This is a genomic window from uncultured Winogradskyella sp., from assembly GCF_947498345.1.
GTDB lineage: Bacteria > Bacteroidota > Bacteroidia > Flavobacteriales > Flavobacteriaceae > Winogradskyella.
On sequence record NZ_CANMJY010000003.1, the window covers coordinates 43,873 to 66,191 of the forward strand.

19 protein-coding genes are annotated in these 22,319 nt (G+C 32.9%); 8 read left to right on the forward strand and 11 right to left on the reverse strand.

Annotated features, from left to right (window positions below):
• Positions 1 to 4 precede the first annotated feature (4 nt).
• On the reverse strand, positions 5 to 1,039 hold the full coding sequence (locus tag Q0912_RS05045; RefSeq protein WP_299112678.1) for a quinone-dependent dihydroorotate dehydrogenase: 1,035 nt from the start codon (positions 1,037 to 1,039) through the stop codon (positions 5 to 7).
• Positions 1,040 to 1,167: 128 nt separating this feature from the next.
• Here Q0912_RS05045 and Q0912_RS05050 point away from each other — a divergent pair, with 128 nt between their 5' ends.
• Positions 1,168 to 1,998 (forward strand): universal stress protein, encoded by an 831-nt coding sequence (locus Q0912_RS05050; protein WP_299112680.1) that lies wholly within the window; start codon positions 1,168 to 1,170, stop codon positions 1,996 to 1,998.
• Positions 1,999 to 2,050: 52 nt separating this feature from the next.
• On the opposite strand, the gene Q0912_RS05055 is transcribed toward Q0912_RS05050, so the two are convergent.
• Genes Q0912_RS05055 through Q0912_RS05070 form a run of 4 tightly spaced genes read right to left on the reverse strand, consistent with a single transcriptional unit; the run spans position 2,051 to position 9,288 of the window.
• Positions 2,051 to 2,713 carry an ion channel gene (locus Q0912_RS05055; protein ID WP_299112682.1) on the reverse strand — a complete coding sequence of 221 codons (663 nt, stop codon included), beginning with the start codon at positions 2,711 to 2,713 and terminating at the stop codon, positions 2,051 to 2,053.
• A 6-nt stretch (positions 2,714 to 2,719) separates the two neighbouring features.
• On the reverse strand, positions 2,720 to 5,833 hold the full coding sequence (locus Q0912_RS05060) for an efflux RND transporter permease subunit (RefSeq protein ID WP_299112684.1): 3,114 nt from the start codon (positions 5,831 to 5,833) through the stop codon (positions 2,720 to 2,722).
• Between the two features lie 6 nt (positions 5,834 to 5,839).
• Positions 5,840 to 6,928, reverse strand: coding sequence for an efflux RND transporter periplasmic adaptor subunit (locus Q0912_RS05065; protein WP_299112686.1), 1,089 nt, complete (start codon positions 6,926 to 6,928; stop codon positions 5,840 to 5,842).
• Between the two features lie 20 nt (positions 6,929 to 6,948).
• Positions 6,949 to 9,288, reverse strand: coding sequence for a TolC family protein (locus Q0912_RS05070; protein WP_299112688.1), 2,340 nt, complete (start codon positions 9,286 to 9,288; stop codon positions 6,949 to 6,951).
• 135 nt (positions 9,289 to 9,423) lie between these two features.
• Between Q0912_RS05070 and pepT the strand changes: the two genes are divergently transcribed.
• Positions 9,424 to 10,650: a peptidase T gene (pepT, locus tag Q0912_RS05075; RefSeq protein ID WP_299112690.1), complete on the forward strand. Its 1,227-nt coding sequence runs from the start codon at positions 9,424 to 9,426 to the stop codon at positions 10,648 to 10,650.
• 123 nt (positions 10,651 to 10,773) lie between these two features.
• Positions 10,774 to 11,373 carry a DUF1801 domain-containing protein gene (locus Q0912_RS05080; RefSeq protein ID WP_299112691.1) on the forward strand — a complete coding sequence of 200 codons (600 nt, stop codon included), beginning with the start codon at positions 10,774 to 10,776 and terminating at the stop codon, positions 11,371 to 11,373.
• 50 nt (positions 11,374 to 11,423) lie between these two features.
• Here Q0912_RS05080 and yajC read toward each other — a convergent pair whose 3' ends face one another.
• From yajC to Q0912_RS05100, 4 genes are all read right to left on the reverse strand, one after another.
• Positions 11,424 to 11,714 carry a preprotein translocase subunit YajC gene (gene yajC / locus Q0912_RS05085; protein WP_299112693.1) on the reverse strand — a complete coding sequence of 97 codons (291 nt, stop codon included), beginning with the start codon at positions 11,712 to 11,714 and terminating at the stop codon, positions 11,424 to 11,426.
• Between the two features lie 10 nt (positions 11,715 to 11,724).
• Positions 11,725 to 12,273, reverse strand: coding sequence for a DUF1573 domain-containing protein (locus Q0912_RS05090; protein WP_299112694.1), 549 nt, complete (start codon positions 12,271 to 12,273; stop codon positions 11,725 to 11,727).
• A 173-nt stretch (positions 12,274 to 12,446) separates the two neighbouring features.
• The gene (nusB, locus tag Q0912_RS05095) at positions 12,447 to 13,391 is read right to left on the reverse strand and encodes a transcription antitermination factor NusB (RefSeq protein WP_299112696.1); all 945 of its coding nucleotides are present in this window, start codon (positions 13,389 to 13,391) and stop codon (positions 12,447 to 12,449) included.
• Between the two features lie 92 nt (positions 13,392 to 13,483).
• Positions 13,484 to 14,587 (reverse strand): Glu/Leu/Phe/Val dehydrogenase, encoded by a 1,104-nt coding sequence (locus tag Q0912_RS05100; RefSeq protein WP_299112697.1) that lies wholly within the window; start codon positions 14,585 to 14,587, stop codon positions 13,484 to 13,486.
• Between the two features lie 133 nt (positions 14,588 to 14,720).
• Here Q0912_RS05100 and Q0912_RS05105 point away from each other — a divergent pair, with 133 nt between their 5' ends.
• The 3 genes from Q0912_RS05105 (at position 14,721) to Q0912_RS05115 (ending at position 19,524) form a co-directional block, all read left to right on the forward strand.
• The gene (locus tag Q0912_RS05105; protein WP_299112698.1) at positions 14,721 to 16,478 is read left to right on the forward strand and encodes an ABC transporter ATP-binding protein; all 1,758 of its coding nucleotides are present in this window, start codon (positions 14,721 to 14,723) and stop codon (positions 16,476 to 16,478) included.
• Positions 16,479 to 16,540: 62 nt separating this feature from the next.
• The gene (locus tag Q0912_RS05110; RefSeq protein ID WP_299112699.1) at positions 16,541 to 16,930 is read left to right on the forward strand and encodes a PUR family DNA/RNA-binding protein; all 390 of its coding nucleotides are present in this window, start codon (positions 16,541 to 16,543) and stop codon (positions 16,928 to 16,930) included.
• Positions 16,931 to 17,016: 86 nt separating this feature from the next.
• Positions 17,017 to 19,524, forward strand: a complete 2,508-nt coding sequence (locus Q0912_RS05115; protein ID WP_299112700.1) for a M14 family metallopeptidase — start codon at positions 17,017 to 17,019, stop codon at positions 19,522 to 19,524.
• A gap of 36 nt (positions 19,525 to 19,560) precedes the next feature.
• Here Q0912_RS05115 and Q0912_RS05120 read toward each other — a convergent pair whose 3' ends face one another.
• On the reverse strand, positions 19,561 to 19,896 hold the full coding sequence (locus Q0912_RS05120; protein ID WP_299112701.1) for a tRNA-binding protein: 336 nt from the start codon (positions 19,894 to 19,896) through the stop codon (positions 19,561 to 19,563).
• Positions 19,897 to 19,953: 57 nt separating this feature from the next.
• Here Q0912_RS05120 and Q0912_RS05125 point away from each other — a divergent pair, with 57 nt between their 5' ends.
• Both Q0912_RS05125 and Q0912_RS05130 read left to right on the forward strand, forming a co-directional pair.
• Positions 19,954 to 20,508 carry a thioredoxin family protein gene (locus Q0912_RS05125; RefSeq protein ID WP_299112702.1) on the forward strand — a complete coding sequence of 185 codons (555 nt, stop codon included), beginning with the start codon at positions 19,954 to 19,956 and terminating at the stop codon, positions 20,506 to 20,508.
• Positions 20,509 to 20,777: 269 nt separating this feature from the next.
• Positions 20,778 to 21,302, forward strand: a complete 525-nt coding sequence (locus Q0912_RS05130) for a GNAT family N-acetyltransferase (RefSeq protein ID WP_299112703.1) — start codon at positions 20,778 to 20,780, stop codon at positions 21,300 to 21,302.
• A 63-nt stretch (positions 21,303 to 21,365) separates the two neighbouring features.
• On the opposite strand, the gene Q0912_RS05135 is transcribed toward Q0912_RS05130, so the two are convergent.
• The gene (locus Q0912_RS05135) at positions 21,366 to 22,097 is read right to left on the reverse strand and encodes an energy transducer TonB (protein ID WP_299112705.1); all 732 of its coding nucleotides are present in this window, start codon (positions 22,095 to 22,097) and stop codon (positions 21,366 to 21,368) included.
• Positions 22,098 to 22,319 lie beyond the last annotated feature (222 nt).

Genomic DNA, 22,319 nt, shown 5'->3' on the forward strand with positions numbered 1-22,319 from the left:
CAAATTAAATTTTGTCTAATAGAGCTTTATTGATAGACCTAATCAATTTTGGTCCTTCATAAATAAAACCTGTATATATCTGTACTAAATCTGCACCAGCATCAAGTTTTTCAAGAGCGTCTTCAGCGGAATGTATACCTCCTACTCCAATTATTGGAAACATTTTATTACTTCTATCCGACAAGTACTTTATAACGCGTGTTGATTTTGCTTTTATTGGTTGGCCACTCAAACCTCCATTCCCAATTTCTTTAAGTCGCTTATCAGAAGTTTTTAAACCTTGTCTATCAGTAGATGTATTACTTGCTATAACGCCATCTAAATTGGTTTCTTTCACTAAATCAACGATTTCATCGAGCTGTCCGTCATTAAGATCTGGTGCAATTTTTAATAGAATGGGTTTTTGTATAGTAAAAGTCTTATTCGCATTTTGTACAGCATTAATAAGCTCTAATAAATAATCTTTATCATTCAGTTTTGCATGGCTGCCTACGTTTGGGCAGCTTACATTCAATACAAAATAGTCTACATAAGGATGTAGAGCGTTAAAGCATTCTAAATAATCTCTGGTATAGTCTTCTGGTTTTGTTTGGGTATTCTTACCTATATTTCCACCAATAATTAATTGCCCTTTGTTTTTCTTTAGTTGAGCAATTGCGGCATCAATACCTTGGTTATTAAAGCCCATTCTATTAATAATACCTTGGTCTTCTTTAAGCCTAAACAAACGTTGTTTTGGGTTACCAGCCTGAGCTTTTGGTGTCACTGTGCCTATCTCAATAAAACCGAATCCAAAATTTGCCAATTCATTGTACAATACAGCATTTTTATCGAAACCAGCAGCCAGACCAACAGGGTTTTTAAATTTTAACCCGAATAATTCGCGTTCTAAAGACGTATCCTCCACTAAATACAGTGTTCTAAATAGTCCTTTAATACCTGGAATTTTAGAAAGATTGCGTATCAAAGAAAACGTAAAATAATGTATTTTTTCCGGATCGAAACAAAATAAAATGGGTCGGATAAGTGCTTTATACATGGATGCTGTTTTGCTTTGCAAAAATACTAATTATTACAATACTAATTTTTGAGATGTAAACTATCAAAAGTCATACTTTTTAAAAAAACATTTACCTAACTTTAGACTATTAATCAAATCTAAAACTCATGAAAAAAATAATCATTCCCGTCGATTTTTCTAAATATTCAGAATATGCTTTAGAAACTGGAGCAGCATTAGCAAAAAAATATAATGCAGAACTTATTGTAATGCATATGTTAGAACTTTCTGAATCTATATTTTCTGCCACTAGTTCAGAGAGAAACGAAGAAACTGTTTTTATGCTTATGGTTGCCAATAAGGAATTTGAAACTTTTTTAGACAAAGATTATTTAGAAGGTATTACCGTAACACCTTTGATAAAAAACCATAAGGTTTTAAAAGAGGTTTCGGAAGTAGCTTCTCATGAGAAAGCAGATTTAATTGTTATGGGTTCTCGTGGGCATAGTGAGCATGATGGTGTGTTTACAGGATCTAACACTGAAAAAGTAGTTCGTTATAGTGACACTCCTGTTTTAGTGGTAAAATCTAAACCTGAATCCATTCACTTTAAACATATTACTCTTGCTACTGATTTTGAAGAGCGTAGTATTTCAGCTGTTAAAATGGCATTAGAATTATTAAACGAATTAGCAGAAAAAGTGACTTTACTACATATTAATCTTCCTAATTTAAGCTTTTTAAGTACAGATGAAATTAACGAAAAAGTCTCTGATTTCTTAAAGCTCTCAAACCTCAATAAAGATGAGTTACATATAGATTTTACTTCAGACCACAATGTAGAATATGGTATTATGAATTATGCACGTAGAGAAAGTGCTGATGGCATGGCAATTATTACACATGGTAGAACTGGGTTAAATCATTTCTTTAGTGGAAGTATCTCTGAAGATTTAGTCAATCATTCAAAACTACCAGTTGTAACTTTTAGATTATAGTTTACTATTTATATAAAAATTAATAAGCCTTGGTTAGCACACAATCAAGGCTTTATTTTTTGACGCTTTGACTAATATACTTACCCACCACAATTGCTGTTAAAATAACCAAGTAGAATTGGCCTAATAAGCCAATAAAAACCGAAGCCTTTTGTGCTATAGACGACACAGGCAAAATGTCACCGTAACCAATAGTCATTAAGGTAATGTAACTATAATACATTAGAGTTTCGGTTATATTACCATCTTCATAAATCAATCCAGAAAATGAATTGGGATAAATAATTTCAATAGTTAAGCACATAAAAAACGATAGAAGCCCTAGTGAAATATAACCGCTTATTAAACCCAATATTACATTTTTACCAATGACTTTAGCCTTCCAAACCTGTTTAATAAGTTCTAGTGTTACTAAAGCATAGAAGATAAAATAAGACGCTAATTTTATATAATTGAAGCTGTCATTGATTTCAGAATTTAATAAGTTAGCAATCAACCCGGTAATAAATAAGCTTATAAAGATTAATAGGAAAAAAGATGAATTTCGGTTTTTACAAACCAGTAATACACCAGATGCTATATTAAATAATAAGAATACTGGCATTATCCAATCTTCGAATATTGCAACAGGTATAAATAACGAGCCAAATAAAATAAATAGCTGAGTAAATAAAAAGAGTTCAAAGCGATATGCATATAACTTATCAACCATCATAGAATTTTAGTCTTCTAAAATTGAATCATCAAACTTATAATCTTTATAGTTGACTTTGAACAAAATACTATAGAACGACGGAATAAATAATAGGGTAATGACTGTACCAAACAACAATCCAATCATAATACTTACTGCCATACCTTCCCACATTTCACCTCCACTTAAATATAGAGGAATTAAACCTAGTACCGTAGTAAAAGTAGCTAAAAGTATAGGTCTAAAACGCTGTAAACAAGCAACTATAATAGCATCTTCAATTGGTCTTTTAAGTTCATTTTCCTCAATTTGAATTCTATCTATCAAAACAATAGCATTATTGATAACAATACCTGCTAAAGAAATTACTCCTAAAAACGGCATAAAGCCAAAGGGCTCTTGAAAAATGAGCAAACCTATAACCACGCCGATTATTCCTAATGGTATAGTTGAGGCTACCATCACAGTTTTTCTAACAGAATTAAATTGAATAATGAGCAATAGAATTATAATGAAACCAGATAAAGGTAAATAGTTTATCACCGCTCCCATATTCTCTGCTGTATTTTCTGCATCTCCTCCAAACTTAAAGCTATAACCATCTGGCCAACTTTGCGAAACTTCTTCCATGTAAGGTGTCATTACCTTCATAATGGCAGAAGCATTCCCTGTGGCATTCAATTCTGAACTTACATTTATAGTTCTATCGATATCCAACCTTTTTATCTTTGCATATTGCCATTGTGGTTCAATGCTTGCAACTTGTAGTAAGGGTACACTTTTACCAGAGTTTTGGGCATAAATATTTAAGGTCTCAATAGACGCTAAAGTTTGCTGTTGACTTTCGTTACTTCTCATAAGAATAGGAATAGACTTATCATCTTCACGATATTCACCTGTTTGAAAACCATCTAACACCGTTTGTAGCGAAGTCGCCACATCAGAACTTGTAACACCAGCCATTTGTGCTTTATTCTGATCTATATTAACCACAAATTTTTTGGTTTTCGGCCCCCAATCATCCTTAATGTTTTTGGTTCCAGAAACAGTTTTCAATTTTTGCTTAGTTTGTTCTGAGAGCTCCGCTAAAATATCTGGATTTTCACCAGAAATCTTTATCTCTATAGGTACACCTCCGCCACCTGAGCCTAGCAACCCAACCTTAATATCAGCATTAGGAAAATTATTGAAACAGTATTCATCTAATTTCTCAACCATTTCATTATTATAAATAAAATCGGAAGTGTTAACCAATATATGAGCATAACTAGCATCGGGTTCATCAGTGGTATAACCTAAATCATAAGAAGAAGGCCCTTCTCCTACATAAGCCGACCAATCTGTTATACCATTTGATCTATTTTCATTAACCAACAATTCTTGAACGATATAGTTTTCAATACCATGAATAACCTCTTTTGTAGCTTCAATACGTGTGCCCTGAGGTAGATTAACATCTATAGTTATCATATTACGGTCACTATCCGGAAAGAAAACAAAAGGTATCTTACCAAATCCCAATAAGGATAAAAAGAATGCTCCAATAATTCCGAAAAGTACAAGTCTTTTATATGAAAGGGCAACTAAAATTAGATTTTTATAATACAGTTTAAGCTTGTCAATAGTCTTATCAATTATAGATGCTTTCTTTTCGGACTTTGGAGTGACTTTCAAAAACATAAAACAGAGCAACGTAATTACTGTCAATGCAATAATCCAAGACGATAATAATGCTAAAGAAATGACAACAAAAATTGGACCTACGATGTCACCCATAGTAGACTCAGCCATATAAAATGCTAAGAAAGCTGCCGAGGTGGTTAAAGTAGATATTAATAATGGAGTAAATAATTCCCCACAGGCATCAATAGCCGCTTTCTTTGCAGCAATACCCTTTTCCATTTTAACCATTATGGTTTCAGCAACAACAATGGCATTATCAACCATCATACCTAAGGCCATAATTAATGCAGCAAGAGTAACTTGATTTAATCCCATATCAATGGTACCCATAAGCATTAAGGTCATTATAGTTACCATAGGAATTAAGCTTGCTATAATACTACCCGTTCGTAGTCCTAAGAATACCAGCATAACTATTAACACAATAGTAATAGACTGAATTAAGTTGACGATAAAATCACTAATTTTATTATCAATATATACATCTAAAGACGATAATCGCTTAAGTTCTAAACCAACAGGCAATATTTTTTTCCATTTATTTACAACAGTATTAATATCTGCACCTAGCTGAATGACATTTGCCCCTTCTTTAAGACTCACATGCATAGAAATAGCTTCTCTTCCATTAACAGTTACCAATTGGCTTGGTGGATCTATATAATCTTGCCTTACTGTGGTTATATCCCCTAAATAAACCAATTGTGTACCATCCCCAACAGGAATTAAGGTTTGTTTTATATCATCAATTGAATTAAAATTTCCTGAGGGTTCTAAAATAATGCGCTCATTTCCTAAATTGATCTGACCTCCCGAACTTAAAATATTTGTTGAGCCAATAATACCTTGTAATTTTGAAGCAGATAAACCATACTCTTTTAATCGTGAATTGTCAAATTCTATAAAGACGCGCTCATCTTGAACTCCACCAACTTCAACCTTAGCAGCGAGGTCTAGTTTAATAAGATCATCCTTAATATCATCTATATAATCTTTGGCTTCTGCATAAGAAAAACCATCAATCACTAAACCTACAGCAATACCAAAGACTTCACCAATACCATCATCATTTAAATTTGGTTGAACACCAGAAGGTAAACCTTGTATTTGAGATAATTTTCTTCTTAAGCGATCCCAGACCGATTGCAAATCCTCAGGTTTTACCTGATCTTTCAATTCTACCGAAACCACTGATAAACCAGATCGTGAAGTACTGGTTACTTTCTTTAACTCTGGTAATTCTTGTACTACTTTTTCAACTTTATCTGTTACTAATTGTTCAACACGTTCTGGGCTCGAACCTGGGAAAGAAGAAACCACAGTAGCTACTCGTACTGTATAAGGAGGCATACTATCTCTTGATAAGGATTGGTAATAAACCATACCCATTATCATTATGGTGGTAAGGACCGTAAATGTAATTCGGTTTCTGTTGATGGAAAATGCAGTTAAGTTCATCTAAGTTTAGTTTAATTTTACTTCTTGTCCATCTAATAAAGTCTGTAAGCCTGCAGTAGCAATTTTTTGACCTGCATTAAGACCTGATTTAACTTCAAAACCATTAGAAGTTAAGTTTCCAATAATTACAAGTTGTTTCTTCACTATAGCTTTATCTTTATCACCTTCTACCAAGAAAACAAATCTACCATTAGCGTCCTCGCCTACAGCACTAGCAGGTATTACAATCATTTTTTCAGATAAATCTTTATCTACAAATTCAAATAATACATTGGCAGCCATACCGCTTTTAATACGTTCATCAGAATCAGTGACCATTACCGTGATTGGATATGTAGACGTATTAGAATCTAGTGCTGGTGCAACTTCTGTAATCACAGCATTAAAAGTCTCGCCTTCAATTGCTGTAAAAGACACATTAACTTTCATACCTTTTTGTACCGCATTTATTACAGATTCTGGTAAACCCAAACTAATTTCAATAGCAGTACCAGCATTTAAAACACCAACAATCTGTCCAGGAGACACATTCTCATCAACTTCGGCTGAAACCGAAGCTATAACACCATCTTCAGATGCATATAAATATCCAAATCGTATTTGATCTTGCTGTATTGCTACACTTCGCTTTGCAGATTCAAAACTTGCTACGGCTGTTCTATAAGAATTCTTAGCAGCTTCATAGTCACTAAGCGATGCACTTCCTTTCTCGTACAAAGTTCGCACACGGTTTAAAGACAGCTTTGTTGTATTCATTTGAGATTCTGAGCTGTTTTTAGATTCAATAGACGACTCATAATTTAACCGAGCCGCAACATTATCTAAAGTCCCAAGCAATTGACCTTTCTTAACCTTCTGCCCTAATTTCATATCTAATTTAGTAACAATACCACTGCTCCTAAAACTGAGGTTTACAATTTTCTCAGTTTTAGCTGTGCCGCTAAACTGTCTGGTCTTTTCACCTCCTAAATAGGTGACTTCACTATACTTTACAGGTCTTAAAACGACTTCTTCTTTGACCTCTTTTTCACCACAGCCAAACATTAATAGTAGTAAGACTAGGCTGTTGATTTTAAAGATTTGATTAGATAGCATTATTATTGATGTATTAAGTGTTAGTTATTGTTTTGAGTAAATTCTAAAAAGCGTTGAATAAATGCTGCACGTTCACTTTCATCTTGTAACAGAAAGAACAATCCTAGAGAGCGTTCGAGCTGCATAGCGCTTAATAAATAGTTATAGGTTGCATTTGCTCTAGCTAATTGTGCCTGGAGGTAATTATTTTGAGCGTCTAATAATTGAACAATATTAACAGCCCCATTAGCATAGGAGGTTTGGGTTAAATCTAAGGCCTCTTTAGCAGTTTCTTCAAACACTTCAGATAATTGAATATTTGATATTTGATTAATCAATTCTAAAACAGAATCATTAATGTTCTTTTCAATATTTAAGATGATGCTATTTTTTGAAATCTCTAATTGTTCTTTCTGTACTGATGCGATTTGTTGATTTAGATTTTGTTTATTTTGGTTAAATATTGGAACAGAAACATTTAGTCCAAAAGTATAATAGCCTTCTGGAATTGCAGGAAAACCCATTGGAAAATCTGATCCAGCACCAGATCTTGAAAATTCATAATTATACTGACCTTGTATGGCTACAGTTGGTAAAAAACGACCAATTCCAAATAACCGCTCGCTACGCTCAGTTGCTTCAATATTATAATTTAGTGCTTTTAGCTCAGGAGCATTACTAATGGCTTCTTGTATTAAGAATTTCACAAAAGGAATTCTTAATGTAGGGTCATCTAAAAACTGCCCTAACTGTTCGTAATTATAATTACTAAATATACCTTTTTGTAATTCGGCTTCCTCAACATCTATTTTTTGGTCAATAGGATTATTTAGTAATTGATTTAAAGTATAATAGCCTTGCTCTAATTGATTAATCGCCTCAACCATTTGTTGGGTATTCTGAGCCAATTCTGATTTAAAACGTAAAACATCAGATTTACCAGCTTGACCTGCGTCATAGTTTTCCGTTGCAATTTTTAAATTATATCTCGTCAACTCTAAATTTTTACTTTGAATAGATAGGTTGGCTTTTAGAATTAATGCCGTAAAATACGATGTTGCCACATTAAAAACTGTATTTAACGCTTCACTATTATAGTTTTCTTTTTGTGCTTCTCGTAATGATTTCTGAATACTGATATTTGCATTTGCAGATTCAGAGAATACGGTTTGCTGTAACATTACATTTCCAGAAGTTGACAATTCTGGGTTCTGACCATTACTAACCTCAGCTAATTCTGGGTCAACATAAGAGCCCGTAGCTGCTGCAGTAACATTTGGCAGGTAATCACTATTTGCTAATTGCACATCTTTTTCTGCTAATGTAATATCGCGCTGTAAGACTTGTAAATCTAAATTCTCAGTAATAGCCTCTTGCATAACACTAACCAAAGTGTATTTTTTATCAGCTACAGTTTCATTAGGATTACCTATAAAAGTAGTTGTAGCTATTAAGCTGTACTTTAGCGGTAATCCTATTTTTTCAGCAGTATTAAAATTAACTGTCAAGTTACTCCTTGTTTCTAGTTTTGTACTTACTCCTGAGAATTCATTATTTAGCACAACTGATTCTACTGTTAATGCTATTCTTCTAAAAAACTGATCTAATTCAGATTGGTCATGGTTACTTGCCAAAATACCATTGGTCACATCTTTAACCGGATTTGCCGTAAAAGACGGTAATTTTTTATCAATTAAAACTTGAGCTAAGTTTTGCATCTGCTTATCTGTAAGATAAAATCCACCTGCTAAGTATAATGCATCAATATTGTCTAAATTAGACGTAATATCACTTAAATTTTCAAAGGGAATAAGTTTAAAATCGACATCTAAATCCTGACTAATCTTATTAAAAGTATCTTCAATAGGCAGGTTCTCCATAAATGGTTTTTCGATAGCTACACCAATAGTATTTGGTTTTGCCAATTCCTTTAGTAACTCTAGATCTTCTGTATAAGACTGTGATGTGGTAATAGACATAAAGTTTTTTAACTCAGGAACAATGCTATTTCCATTTACCAATTCTTCACTCAAAGCACCAAAAACAATAGTTGGTTTTGGGTAATCATCCATTTTTGTGATAACTGAATTGTTAACAATTCCAAAAGCAATGATAATATCAATTTCATTAGTCAATAAGCGATTATAGTTATCGCTTGCTACTTTTAAATCAAAATCATTAACTAATCTGTTATTATCAGAAAACTCTAGTACAGCATCCTCACCAACAACAGCAGAAATTTCATTAGAAAGTGCTGACAAAAGTCCTTCTATTTCAGGAGAGGTTTTATCTAAAAGATAGCCAATTTTATAAGTTTTTGATTGACTAAAAGAACAGAAAAAGAAACATAAAGTCAGTATAAAACTGAAATAATAGCGCATTGGTTAGTTTATTTGGTTGATAGCATTTCAATAAAAGTAAAACTTATTTCTTTAGGAACCAATAATTTAAAAAGTAATTGAATTCTGTTTAATGTTTAAGGCCAATAGTTGTTATTTTTGGTAAAAACTTTAAACATGCAACACATTATAAATCGTTTTTTAAGCTATGTAACTATAGATACCGAATCAGATCCAAGCTCTAATACAACACCAAGTACAGCTAAACAATGGGATTTAGCGAATAAATTAGTTGAAGAACTTAAGGCCATTGGCATGAGTGATGTGACTATAGATGATAACGCATACATTATGGCTACCTTACCTAGTAATGTCGAACATGATGTGCCTACTATAGGTTTTATATCGCATTTTGATACCTCACCAGATTTTACAGGAGCAAATGTAAAACCCCAAATTATTGAGAATTACGATGGAAAAGACATTGTTCTAAATAGCACAGAAAATATTGTGCTCTCTCCTGATTATTTTGAAGATTTATTACTTTATAAAGGTCAGACTTTAATTACCACAGATGGTACAACGCTTTTAGGAGCCGATGATAAAGCAGGTATTACTGAGATTGTCACAGCTATGGAGTATCTGATTCAGCATCCAGAAATTAAACATGGTACTATAAAAGTAGGTTTTACACCAGATGAAGAAATCGGTAGAGGAGCACATAATTTTAATGTTGAAAAATTTGGCGCCGATTGGGCCTATACGATGGATGGGAGCCAAGTTGGTGAGTTAGAATACGAAAACTTTAATGCTGCAGGAGCAAAAATAAAAGTAAAAGGAAAAATTGTGCATCCTGGTTATGCTAAGGGGAAAATGATAAACTCAATGTACTATGCTTCTGAGTTTATAAATGCTTTACCAAGATTAGAAACACCAGAGCATACTGAAGGTTATGAAGGCTTTTTTCACTTGCACAGTATTGAAGGCAAGGTTGAAGAAACCACATTACAATATATTATAAGAGACCACGATAAAGATAAATTTGAAGCGCGCAAAGCTTTAATGCAGAAAATTGTTTTAGATCTTAATACCAAGTTTGAAACAGAAGTTTTTGAAATTGAGATAAAAGATCAATATTATAATATGAAAGAAAAGGTTGAACCAGTAATACATATTGTAGATATCGCTGAAGAAGCCATGAAATCACTGGGTATCAAACCACTAATAAAGCCTATTCGGGGTGGTACAGATGGTTCTCAATTGTCTTATATGGGTTTACCGTGTCCAAACATTTTTGCAGGTGGACACAACTTCCATGGACGTTATGAGTATGTCCCTGTAGAAAGTATGCAAAAAGCTGTAGAAGTAATTTGTAAAATTGCTGAGCTTACCGCTAAAGGATAAATAAGAAACTACCTGTTATACCTACTCTGAAGTTTTTAAAAAATGTACTTTAACTAAAAAGCTGCTTTTTATATACACACTTTTTAATTAAGTTTATATTTTCTGACATTAACAAAATTTAATATGAAAAAAGTCTATTCTGTAGAAGAATATATAGAAGTAAATCAACATTATGCAGATGAACTTTCCACACTGCGCAATCTTATTAATTCAACAGAGTTAGAAGAAACTGTAAAGTGGAGTGCTCCAGTTTATACTTTAAAAGGTAAAAATGTGGTTGGCCTTGGAGCTTTTAAAAATCATTTCGGAATTTGGTTTTTTAATGGTGTATTTTTAAAAGACGAGCATGATTTACTAATTAACGCTCAGGAAAATAAGACAAAAGCTTTAAGACAAATGCGTTTTAAAACCAAAGCTGATATTAATGAAACTGCTGTTTTAGCTTATGTAAAAGAAGCAATAGAAAACCAACGTTTAGGACGTGAGATTAAACCCGAGCGTAAAACTAAAGCTGTCATTATTCCAAAAGAATTAGAAGCTGTTTTAAAAACAAACTCAAAACTTAACAATAGTTTTAAGTTGCTCACTCCTGGTAAGCAGCGCGAGTATTGTGAATATATTAAAGAAGCAAAAAGAGAAGCAACAAAGCAAAAGCGCTTAGAGAAGATTACACCAATGATTATTAATGGCGTTGGGCTTAATGATAAATATAAAAACTGTTAAATAAAAAAGCCGCTCATTAAATGAGCGGCTTTTATTTTTTTATCATCAGCTTATTTTGTTTTCGCTGGTGCATTTAATTTTTTACTCATTTCCATTGATATTGCAGAACGGTCAAACTTAATTTTCCCTGCTAAAGTTTCAATAACACAACTATTATCTTTATTATTTAACTCTACAACTTTACCATGCATACCGCTTTTGGTTAATACACGATCACCACGTTTTAACTCGCTGGCAAATTTCTTTTCTTGCTTAGCACGTTTCATCTGTGGTGCAATCATAAAGAAATACATCACAGCAAAAATGGCTATGAATGGTAAAAAAGATCCTAATCCTTCCATTAACTAAATATTAATTGTGGTTATGACCTTCGTGACCTGGCTGAGTAGATGTCTTAGCTTTTTGAGTCGTAGATAAAGGATTAGCTGTTGGTTTAGCTGGCTTTTTTGGTGCATTTGGATCTGCTTCTATCATAGCAGAAATTTTCACCACCTGAGTCCCTTTTTCAGTATTTGTAGTCATAGTTAGTGACTTAGAAACCTTACCATTACCTTTACCATTAAACTTTACAGTAAATTGACCCGTTTCACCTGGCGCTACTTCTTTAGTATAGTTAGATGGTACGGTACAACCACATGTGCTTTTAATGTTACTTACTACTAACATTGAATTACCTGTATTAGTATATTTAAAAACGGTTTCTACAGGAGTACCATTCATTATGGTTCCAAAATCATGTACTTCTTTGTCTAATTTAAGTACTGGAAAATCACCAGCATTAGCATCACGTTCTGCTGCTACGGCTACATTTTCAGATTTAACTTTGCTTGCTGCATCATCTTTACAAGATGTAAAAGCTATCATACATAAAGCACTGAGTCCTAAGATTACTTTTTTCATTACTATATTTTTTAGTTAATATATTGTATTTTCTTTCAGCTGGCAAAGGTAATAATTATTTCTACCAATTAAAATTTTTAGGCTGCCCTTAACATGTTTTGAAAGAAAAATCCTGTCAATTTAAGAATTACGATTTTTAATATTTATAACTGTCACCTAACATCATATCCCAACTACATCAACCCTCTTCCCGTTTTTTTGTGTATGTTTTTAGACTGGTACTCCTTAACTATTTTGTCTAAAATACCGTTGATAAATAAGCTACTTTTTGGCGTAGAATATTCCTTGGCTATTTCTAGGTATTCATTAATAGTTACCTTATGTGGTATGGATGGAAATTTTTGAAATTCGCATAATGCCATTTTTAATAATACACCATCTATACTAGCCAAGCGCTCTGCATCCCAGTTGGTTGCCTTAATCGCAATTTCTTCTGAAAATTTAGAGTTATTTAAAATCGTCTTTTTTAACAAATCTTTTGCAAACTCCTTATCATCTTCATCCTTGTACAAATCTGGTAATAACACCGTTTCTGGCGAAGTTAATTTAAGTTTTCTGATGACTTTTAAAAGTACCGTATTTACTACAGGAAGGTCATCAATCCATGTTAATTTTTTATCTTCAAAATAATCGTAGAGTTTATCGTTTGGTGCAATTAACTCAGAATAAATATCAATAATAAACTGTTTGTCCTTTTTAAAAGCAGTTTCAGGGTCATTAATGTAATGATTATACACCTTACTCTTAATAATAGATTTAAATAGAATATCAACATATTCAAAATCTAAATCCCAAAAATTCAGCTTTCGTTTTTTTACAAGTTCTTGCAGCATTTTATTTTCGCTAACGATATGCAACAACTGATTGTCTTGTAACCTTGTATTAGGATTTTTATCGGTATCAGAGCCTAAAAGTTTATTTTGTAATTTCTCGTTATGGCTTTTACTCTTTTTATGTAGCTCTGTAAGTAAGGCTAAAATAGAAAGGTATAAATCATACATGCTATCTAAACTGTGCAACAAAAATGTTTGGTCTTTAGCAAGATCATCACTTTCTGTGCCTTTAAAAGCATACAAGGATTGCATTACTTTTATTCTGATGTGTCTTCGGTTTAGCATATGAAAAAGAACTACGTTATCTAAGTTATTAAAAAAGGTGAACCTACCACGATTCACCTTGCAAAAATAGTATTATTTAATTCTGAAAAAAATTATTTAGAATTTTCTCTTTTTCGCGTTTCAATACGCTTTCTGGCAATATTTAATGCTGCTGTATGTGTTGTAATATCGTTAGCCTTAGCATTATCTAAAATTTCGAGAGTAGTATTAAATATATTTTCTGTTTTACGCATTATTTCTTGTCTATCATAATCTTCTAATTCTGCATAAACATTAATAATACCACCTGCATTAATTAAAAAATCAGGAGCATATACTATACCACGATCTTGCAAAATTTTACCATGTCTGTTTTCCTCTGCCAATTGATTATTCGCTGCACCAGCTACAATTTTTGCCTTTAGTTTATATATAGTATCATCGTTTATCGTGGCACCAAGAGCACACGGAGCGTAAATATCCATAGGCTCACTATAAATATCATCACCGCTATATATATGAGCCCCATATTTTGAGCGCACTTCCTCTAATCGTTCTTGATTGATATCTGAAATGGTAACCTTAGCTCCTTCATTAACTAAGTGCTCTACCAAAGCTTCACCAACATGACCAATACCTTGTACAAATACGTTTCTATCTTCAAGTACATCAGAACCATACTGAAATTTAGCCGCAGCCTTCATTCCCATAAACACTCCATAAGCAGTAATTGGAGACGGATTACCTGCACCACCTCTGCTTTCTGAAATACCAGTGACATATGGTGTCACTTCTCTTACGGTATCCATATCTGCAGTAGTCATACCAACATCCTCAGCAGTAATATATTTACCACTCAAAGAATGTACAAATTCACCAAATCGCTTCATTAATTCTGGTGTCTTCTGCGTTTTGGCGTCGCCTATAATTACAGCTTTACCACCACCAAGATTTAAGCCTGTGATTGCAGATTTAAATGTCATACCACGAGATAAACGTAATACATCATTAAGCGCTTCCCATTCGTTGTTATAATTCCACATTCTTGTACCTCCAAGCGCAGGACCTAATATCGTATTGTGAATACCAATTATTGCTTTTAAACCAGTATCTTTGTCGTTGCAAAAAACGATTTGCTCGTGATTGTCAAAAGAATTTTGACCAAAAACCGGATCTATTTTTGAAAGTTCCTTAGAACTTATTATTTCTGAAGTCATTATTGATTAAGATTTAAGGCTGTTTGAAGATTATCTAAAAACAACGAGCAAAAATAAATTATTATTGGAGGATTAGCAAAATATTAACGCCAAAATAAGATTATCGTAATATTTTTGTCTGCCTAAAACCTTTATGAAAGCACTAAAACATCTAAATAAATACTTCTATAAATACAGATACCGATTAATTATTGGCATTATTATTACCATAGTTGCAAAGATTTTTGCACTTTTCACGCCAAGGTTTGTTGGTGATGCAATCAATATAATTTCTGATAAGAATAATGGAAATATTACTTACGAAGTATTTAAAACAGAATTAATCACTATTGTACTCTATATTATCGGAGCAGCAGTCATTGCAGGATTATTTACGTTCTTGATGCGCCAAACAATTATTAATGTTTCTCGCCATATAGAGTATGATCTTAAAAATGAGATTTACCACCATTACCAAGTGCTCTCTTTAAATTTTTATAAGTCTAATAGAACTGGTGATTTAATGAATCGTATCAGTGAAGATGTTGGTAAAGTGCGAATGTATGTTGGTCCTGCTATAATGTATACTATGAATACTATTACATTATTTACTGTAGCAATTATATATATGGTAAATACTGCACCAAAGCTAACGCTATATACATTGTTACCACTTCCAATACTATCTGTAGCTATTTATAAATTAAGCAAACTAATAAACAAACGTAGTACTATTGTCCAACAATCACTATCAACACTTTCAACATTTACACAAGAAACGTTTAGTGGTATTTCGGTAATAAAATCTTATGGTATAGAGCCTAGAACCAATGCTGAATTTGATACGCTTTCTGCAGAAAACCGCCAAAAGCAAATCAGCTTAACCAAAGTACAAGCTTTGTTTTTTCCAATGATGATACTACTTATCGGAGTAAGTAACCTTATTGTGGTATACATAGGAGGTATGCAATATATGAATGGTGAAATCAAAGATATTGGTACCATTGCTGCATTTTTAATTTATGTAAATATGTTAACTTGGCCAGTAGCCATTGTAGGTTGGGTAACATCTCTAGTACAACAAGCTGAAGCTTCACAAGAACGTATCAATGAATTTTTAAAAACTGAGCCAGACATAAAGAATACGGTTAATGAGCTTACACCTATAAAAGGAGACATAGAGTTTAAAAACGTATCTTTTGTATATCCAGACACTAATATTGAAGCTCTAAAAAACGTGAGTTTTACATTAAAATCCGGACAAACACTTGCAATACTTGGAAAAACTGGTTCGGGAAAATCTACAATTCTAGATTTAATTGGTCGATTATACGACGTTGAAAATAATGGGGTTCTGGTAGACAATACTTCAGTTTCAAAATTAAACTTATATAGTTTGCGTGAAGGCATTGGTTATGTACCACAAGATGCTTTCCTGTTTTCAGACAGTATTAAAAACAATATTAAATTTGGAAAAGAAGACGCCACCGATGATGAAGTTATTGAAGCTGCCAAAAATGCAAGGGTCCATAAAAACATTATCGATTTTAAAAAGGGGTACGATACTGTTCTTGGAGAACGCGGCATTACATTATCTGGTGGGCAAAAACAACGTGTTTCTATAGCTAGAGCTATTATTAAGAAACCAGATATTTTACTATTTGATGATTGTCTTTCTGCTGTAGACACCGAAACAGAAGAAAAAATCCTTAAGAATCTTGTAAAGCTTACAAAAGACAAAACAACAATTATTGTAAGTCATCGTGTATCTTCGGCAAAGAACGCAGATCAGATTATTGTTCTGGATGATGGTAAAATTATTCAATCTGGGAACCATGAAAATCTAATAAATGTTGAAGGTTACTACAAAGAACTTTACACAAAACAACTCTCTGAAAAAGAAATGCAATAATTTGTTTGTTAGTTTAGATTTTTTTTAGATTTTTGATTTGAATTTTAAAAAAAATATTAGCTATGGGTGATTATGGAATGATGGACAAGGAAGAAATATACTCTAAAGTATTACGCGCCGGAAGACGAACTTATTTCTTTGATGTAAGAGCAACTAAAGCAGGTGATTACTACTTAACCATTACCGAAAGTAAAAAGTTTACCAATGATGATGGGTCTTACCATTATAAAAAGCATAAAATCTATCTCTACAAAGAAGACTTCGCTGAGTTTAGAGAAATTTTAGCCGAAATGACAGACTATATCATTACAGAAAAAGGTGAAGAAGTCATTAGCGAGCGTCATCAAAAAGATTTTAAACGCGATGATGATTTTGTAGCTCAAGAAGCAAAAACATCAGAAGATACACAAAGTACAGACAACTTTACAGACATTAGTTTTGATGATATTTAAACTTTAACTTCTGTTAAATTATAATAAAAACTGTTACGCTTCGTAACGGTTTTTTTATTTTTAGGCTTTAACCAACTAGAATATTTATGCAACGTATTGCTCTACTAGTATTTATAGCAACCTCTACACTTTTTTCCCAGACAAAAACCGACCTGTCTTATTATTTACCTCAGGATGTTTCATATAACTCAGCTATACCAACACCAAAAAGTGTTATTGGGCATGAGGTTGGTGAATGGCACATTACACACGATAAGTTAATGCAATATATGTATACACTGGCAGAAACTTCAAATCGTATTACCATAGAAAATAGAGGTAAAACTTATGAGGATAGACCTTTACTATTATTAACCATAACATCACCAGAAAATCATCAGAATATAAATGCTATTCAGTCAGCACATATCCAAGCCACTGAAAATGATAGTGCTAATTTAGATAGCAGACCCATAGTAGTTTACCAAGGGTTCTCTATACACGGTAATGAACCTAGTGGCTCTAATGCAGCTTTGGTTACAGCTTATTATTTGGCTGCTGCACAAGGTCCAAAGATTGATAACCTATTAAACAATACTGTTATTTTATTAGATCCTTCAATGAATCCTGATGGCTTACAACGTTTCGCTTATTGGGCAAATACTAATAAAGGTATAAATCTTAATCCTGACCCAAACGATAGAGAGTATAGTGAGATTTGGCCAGGAGGACGCACCAATCATTACTGGTTTGACATGAATAGAGACTGGCTACCTGTACAATTACCAGAGTCTAGGGCTCGAATCGGAACTTTTCATAATTGGATGCCAAATATCTTAACTGATCATCACGAAATGGGCACCAATTCCAGCTTCTTTTTTCAACCTGGCATTCCTTCACGCACGCACCCATTGACACCAAAACTAAATCAAAAACTAACTAAGGGAATTGCCAGGTATCATGCTAAAGCTTTTGACAAAATTGGGTCATTGTATTATTCTGAAGAAAGTTTTGATGATTTTTATTATGGTAAAGGCTCTACCTTTCCTGATATTAATGGAGGAATAGGAATTTTGTTTGAACAAGCGAGTTCTCGTGGTCATATTCAAGAAAGCGAAAATGGTATATTAACCTTTCCCTTTACAATAAAGAATCAATTTACTGCCACATTATCTACACTTGAAGCCGCTAATAGTATGCGAAAAGAGATTTTAGAATACCAATACATTTTTTTTAAGAATGCCCGCAATGAAGCTTTAAAAGAAAGTAATAAAGCCATTGTATTCGGAGATGAAAAAGACGCTGCAAAAACATATCACCTAGCTGAGATATTAAAGAGGCATCAAATTAAATTTCATAATATAAAATCAGACTTCTCAGCTGACGGAAAGAATTATAAAAAAGGTTACAGCTATATTGTTCCAAAAAATCAGAAGAATACAAGATTGATAAATGCTATGTTCGAAAAGCGTACTCAATTTCAAGATAGCTTATTCTATGATGTCTCTGCATGGACTTTTCCATTAGCATTTAATCTCGATTATACAGAAACTACAACTGCCAATGCTGGCAACGAAATTAAAGACCTAAAACATTTAAAAGGCGGTATAATAACTAAAAGCAATTATGCCTACCTCTTTGAATGGAACGAATATTATGCACCAAAGCTTCTGAATCAAATTTTAAAGAAAGGCTTGAGAGTTAAAGTTAGTATGAAGAACTTTAAAGCAAATGGTAAGTCTTATGATTATGGTACAATAATGATACCTGTAAAAAATCAAGATATGCTCTCATCAGATATGTATTCGTTTTTAAATACTGTTGCACAAGAAAGCCATATTAATATTGATGGAGTTTCAACAGGACTTAATGATGGTATTGACTTAGGGAGTCGTAATTTTAGAGCTTTAGAATTACCCAAAATAGCACTCTTGGTTGGCGATGGTATCACCTCTTATGATGCTGGTGAGATTTGGCATCTACTAGACACACGTTACAATATCATTGCTACAAAATTAGATGTTAAGAATTTTAAACGTACAGATTTAAGCAGGTATAATACCATAATTATGGTAAACTCAAATTCTGGACTAAATGAAGATAACACTAAAAAGCTAAAATTCTGGATAGAAAGTGGTGGTACTTTTGTGGCTTACAGAAATGCTTTACGCTGGTTGAATTCTAAAAAATTAATGAAAATAGATTTTAAGAAAAATAATATCACCGCTAAAAATATTAGTTATGAGCAACGTGGAAATTTTAGAGGTGCTCAAGTTATTGGAGGTGCCATTTTTGAAACAGAATTAGACCGTTCTCATCCTATCAATTTTGGATATAAAAACACTACTTTGCCCGTTTTTAGAAATACAACACTATTTGTAAAACCAAACAAAAACAGTTATAATAACCCAATAAAATATACAAAAAACCCTTTAATGAGTGGTTATATTTCTGAAGAAAATCTAGATAGCCTAAGTCTCTCTGTGCCTTTAAAAATTAGCAGTGTTGGTCGAGGAAGCATTATTGCTTTTACTGACAATACTAACTTTAGAGCATTTTGGTATGGTACCAATAGATTGCTGATGAATGCGATTTTCTTTAGAGAAGAAATGTAATGATTTAGTTGTGTAATTAATAAAATCAGCCATTCATTAAGACACCTGAGTTCCATTTTTAACCTTAGCCTCAGGGTGTAAAAGAAACACATCATTATCTTTAACAACACCCATCACTAAGCATTCGCTCATAAAGTTAGCAATCTGTTTTTTGGGAAAGTTAACAACCGCCACAATTTGCCTATTCACTAAATCTTCTTTGTTATATTGAGTAGTGATTTGAGCTGAAGACTTTTTAATACCCAAATCTCCAAAATCAATAGTGAGCTGGTAAGCTGGTTTTCTGGCATTTGGAAAATCACTAACGTGAATAATAGTGCCTATACGTAAATCTACCTTTGTAAAGTCTTCAAATGTTATTATCTTTTCCATATTTCTTGCCACAAGAGCGTGGTAGCATTAATTGAATTTTAAAAATACTAAAATATAATGGCATTAACACCATCAAACATGTTACCCTTGGGCACTAAGGCTCCTGGTTTTAGTCTAATTGACACCAAGGATGATCAAATAAAATCTCTAGATACATTAAAAGGAAATACAGCAACCTTAATAGTATTTATCTGCAACCACTGCCCTTTTGTAATTCATGTCAACCCTGAGCTAGTAAAACTAGCCAATGACTATAAGACCAAAGGTATTAATTGTATTGCTATCTCTAGCAATGATGTAATTAACTATCCACAAGATGGACCAGACAAAATGAAACAACATGCCAAAGCCAATCACTACCCTTTTCCATATCTCTATGACGAAACCCAAGATGTAGCAAAAGCTTACGATGCAGCATGCACACCAGACTTCTTCTTATTTGATAGTAATTTAAAACTAGCCTATGCAGGACAATTAGACGATTCCAGACCAGGAAACGGCATACCGGTTACAGGAAAAGATTTAAGAGAAGCTATAGATGCTTTGGTTAGTAACAAAACGGTAAACCAAATTCAAAAACCAAGTATGGGTTGTAATATTAAGTGGAAGTAATTTTTTATGCTGACTGATGAAGAAAAAATATTGAGAAAAGAAAATCTATTCCGTTAACAAAATCAGAATCACTCACTTTCTTTTTTATACCTTTTGCTTTCTTTGGAAATAGCGATAAAAAAACAACGATTTTAATGAATCTGAATTAGAACGTTTTAGGCGTTATGGATTTGATTTAAAATTGAAACAAGCTAATGAATTGGCTATTTATGGTAGAATTTTTTATATATCACTAATAATTATTATTACATATCTGATAAACTATTAAAATGAGCGCACTTATTGAAACCAACCGTCTTTTCCTAAGACCAGTAACTATAGATGATACCTTGGATTTCTTTGAAATGGACTCCAACCCTAAGGTTCATATGTATTTGGGTAATAACCCTGTAACATCTATTGAACAATCAAAAGCATGGATTAAGGATATTTTAGAGCAATACGAAGACTTTGGTATCGGCAGATTGGCTATGGTAAAAAAAGACACCAATGAATTTGTTGGCTGGTCTGGTCTAAAGTTTGAGCGTCAGGTCCGTAAAGCGTTTGATTACTATGACCTTGGTTATAGATTAAAAGAGCAATTTTGGGGAAATGGTTACGCTACAGAAGCTGCTATAGCTTCATTGAATTATGGTTTTAAGGATTTAAAATTCAACGAAATTTGTGCCGCGGCTGAAGTTGGTCATATCGCTTCAAACCATATTCTTAAAAAAATAGGCATGCAACCTTCGGGTACTTATACCTATGAAGATGATTTATGTAATTGGTACACTTTAAAAAACCCATATGCATAACAAAACCTCTCTTACGAGAGGTCTTATTATCAATCAAAATCAGTCTAAGTTAAGTATTATAGTTCATTGATGTTTCAGTTTAAAACTTATAGGAATACTATAAGGCACTCCGACTGGTCTATTACGTTGCTTACCAGGCACCATTTCTGGAAGCAAACTTATAATACGTTCTGCTTCGACTTCTAATAACTTATCTGGTCCTCTGGTTTTAATTCTTGTCACCTTACCAGTTTTATCAATTAAGAAATATACAAATACTTTACCTTGTATATTTAACTCTTTAGCGGTTTCAGGATATCTAAAATGCTTTTGCAAATGCGCTTTCATTTTTTGTTCAAAACACGCCTTTAACTCAGCATTATTACCAGTACAACCAGGAAATTGAGGTACTCTTTCAATTACTGTAAAAGGCACTTCAATATCTTCCTCTACTTCTGCAACTCCAACATCCTCTATACTAACTACTTGAGCACGTACTTCTATGACATCATCTTGTCCTACTTCAGAGCTTTCAACAAAAGTTTCTTCTATATCTGCTACGTCTTCAACAATCGTTATGGCTTCTGTTATCAAAGGTTTAGGAGGTGGCGGAAGTGGAATATTAATCTTAGTAATAGGTATATCTTCCTCTATTTGCTCATTTACCATTAAGACATCTATTTTGGTAGCTTCTTTTTCGTAAGTCTTATGTTCTAATCCTATATATGTTAGGACTAACATTACGTTTAAGCCAACAGCAAAATATAAACTGCTGTTTCGACCTACATTGGCTCTTGGGTTTTTCTTGAGTTCCATGACATTTAATTATATATCTTAAAGTTAAATATCAAAAAGCAAAAAAAGTATGATATTTATCATGTTCACCTCAAAACCAATGATTTAACTAATACAAGTCAATTGATAAGTCTCTAAAAGATCTCGTCATTATATAAGAAAATTGTCAATAATGACACTGTCAATGGAATTAGAATCGGTTACTTCTGGTATAAACAATAGGATTTCTATTAGTGATACTAT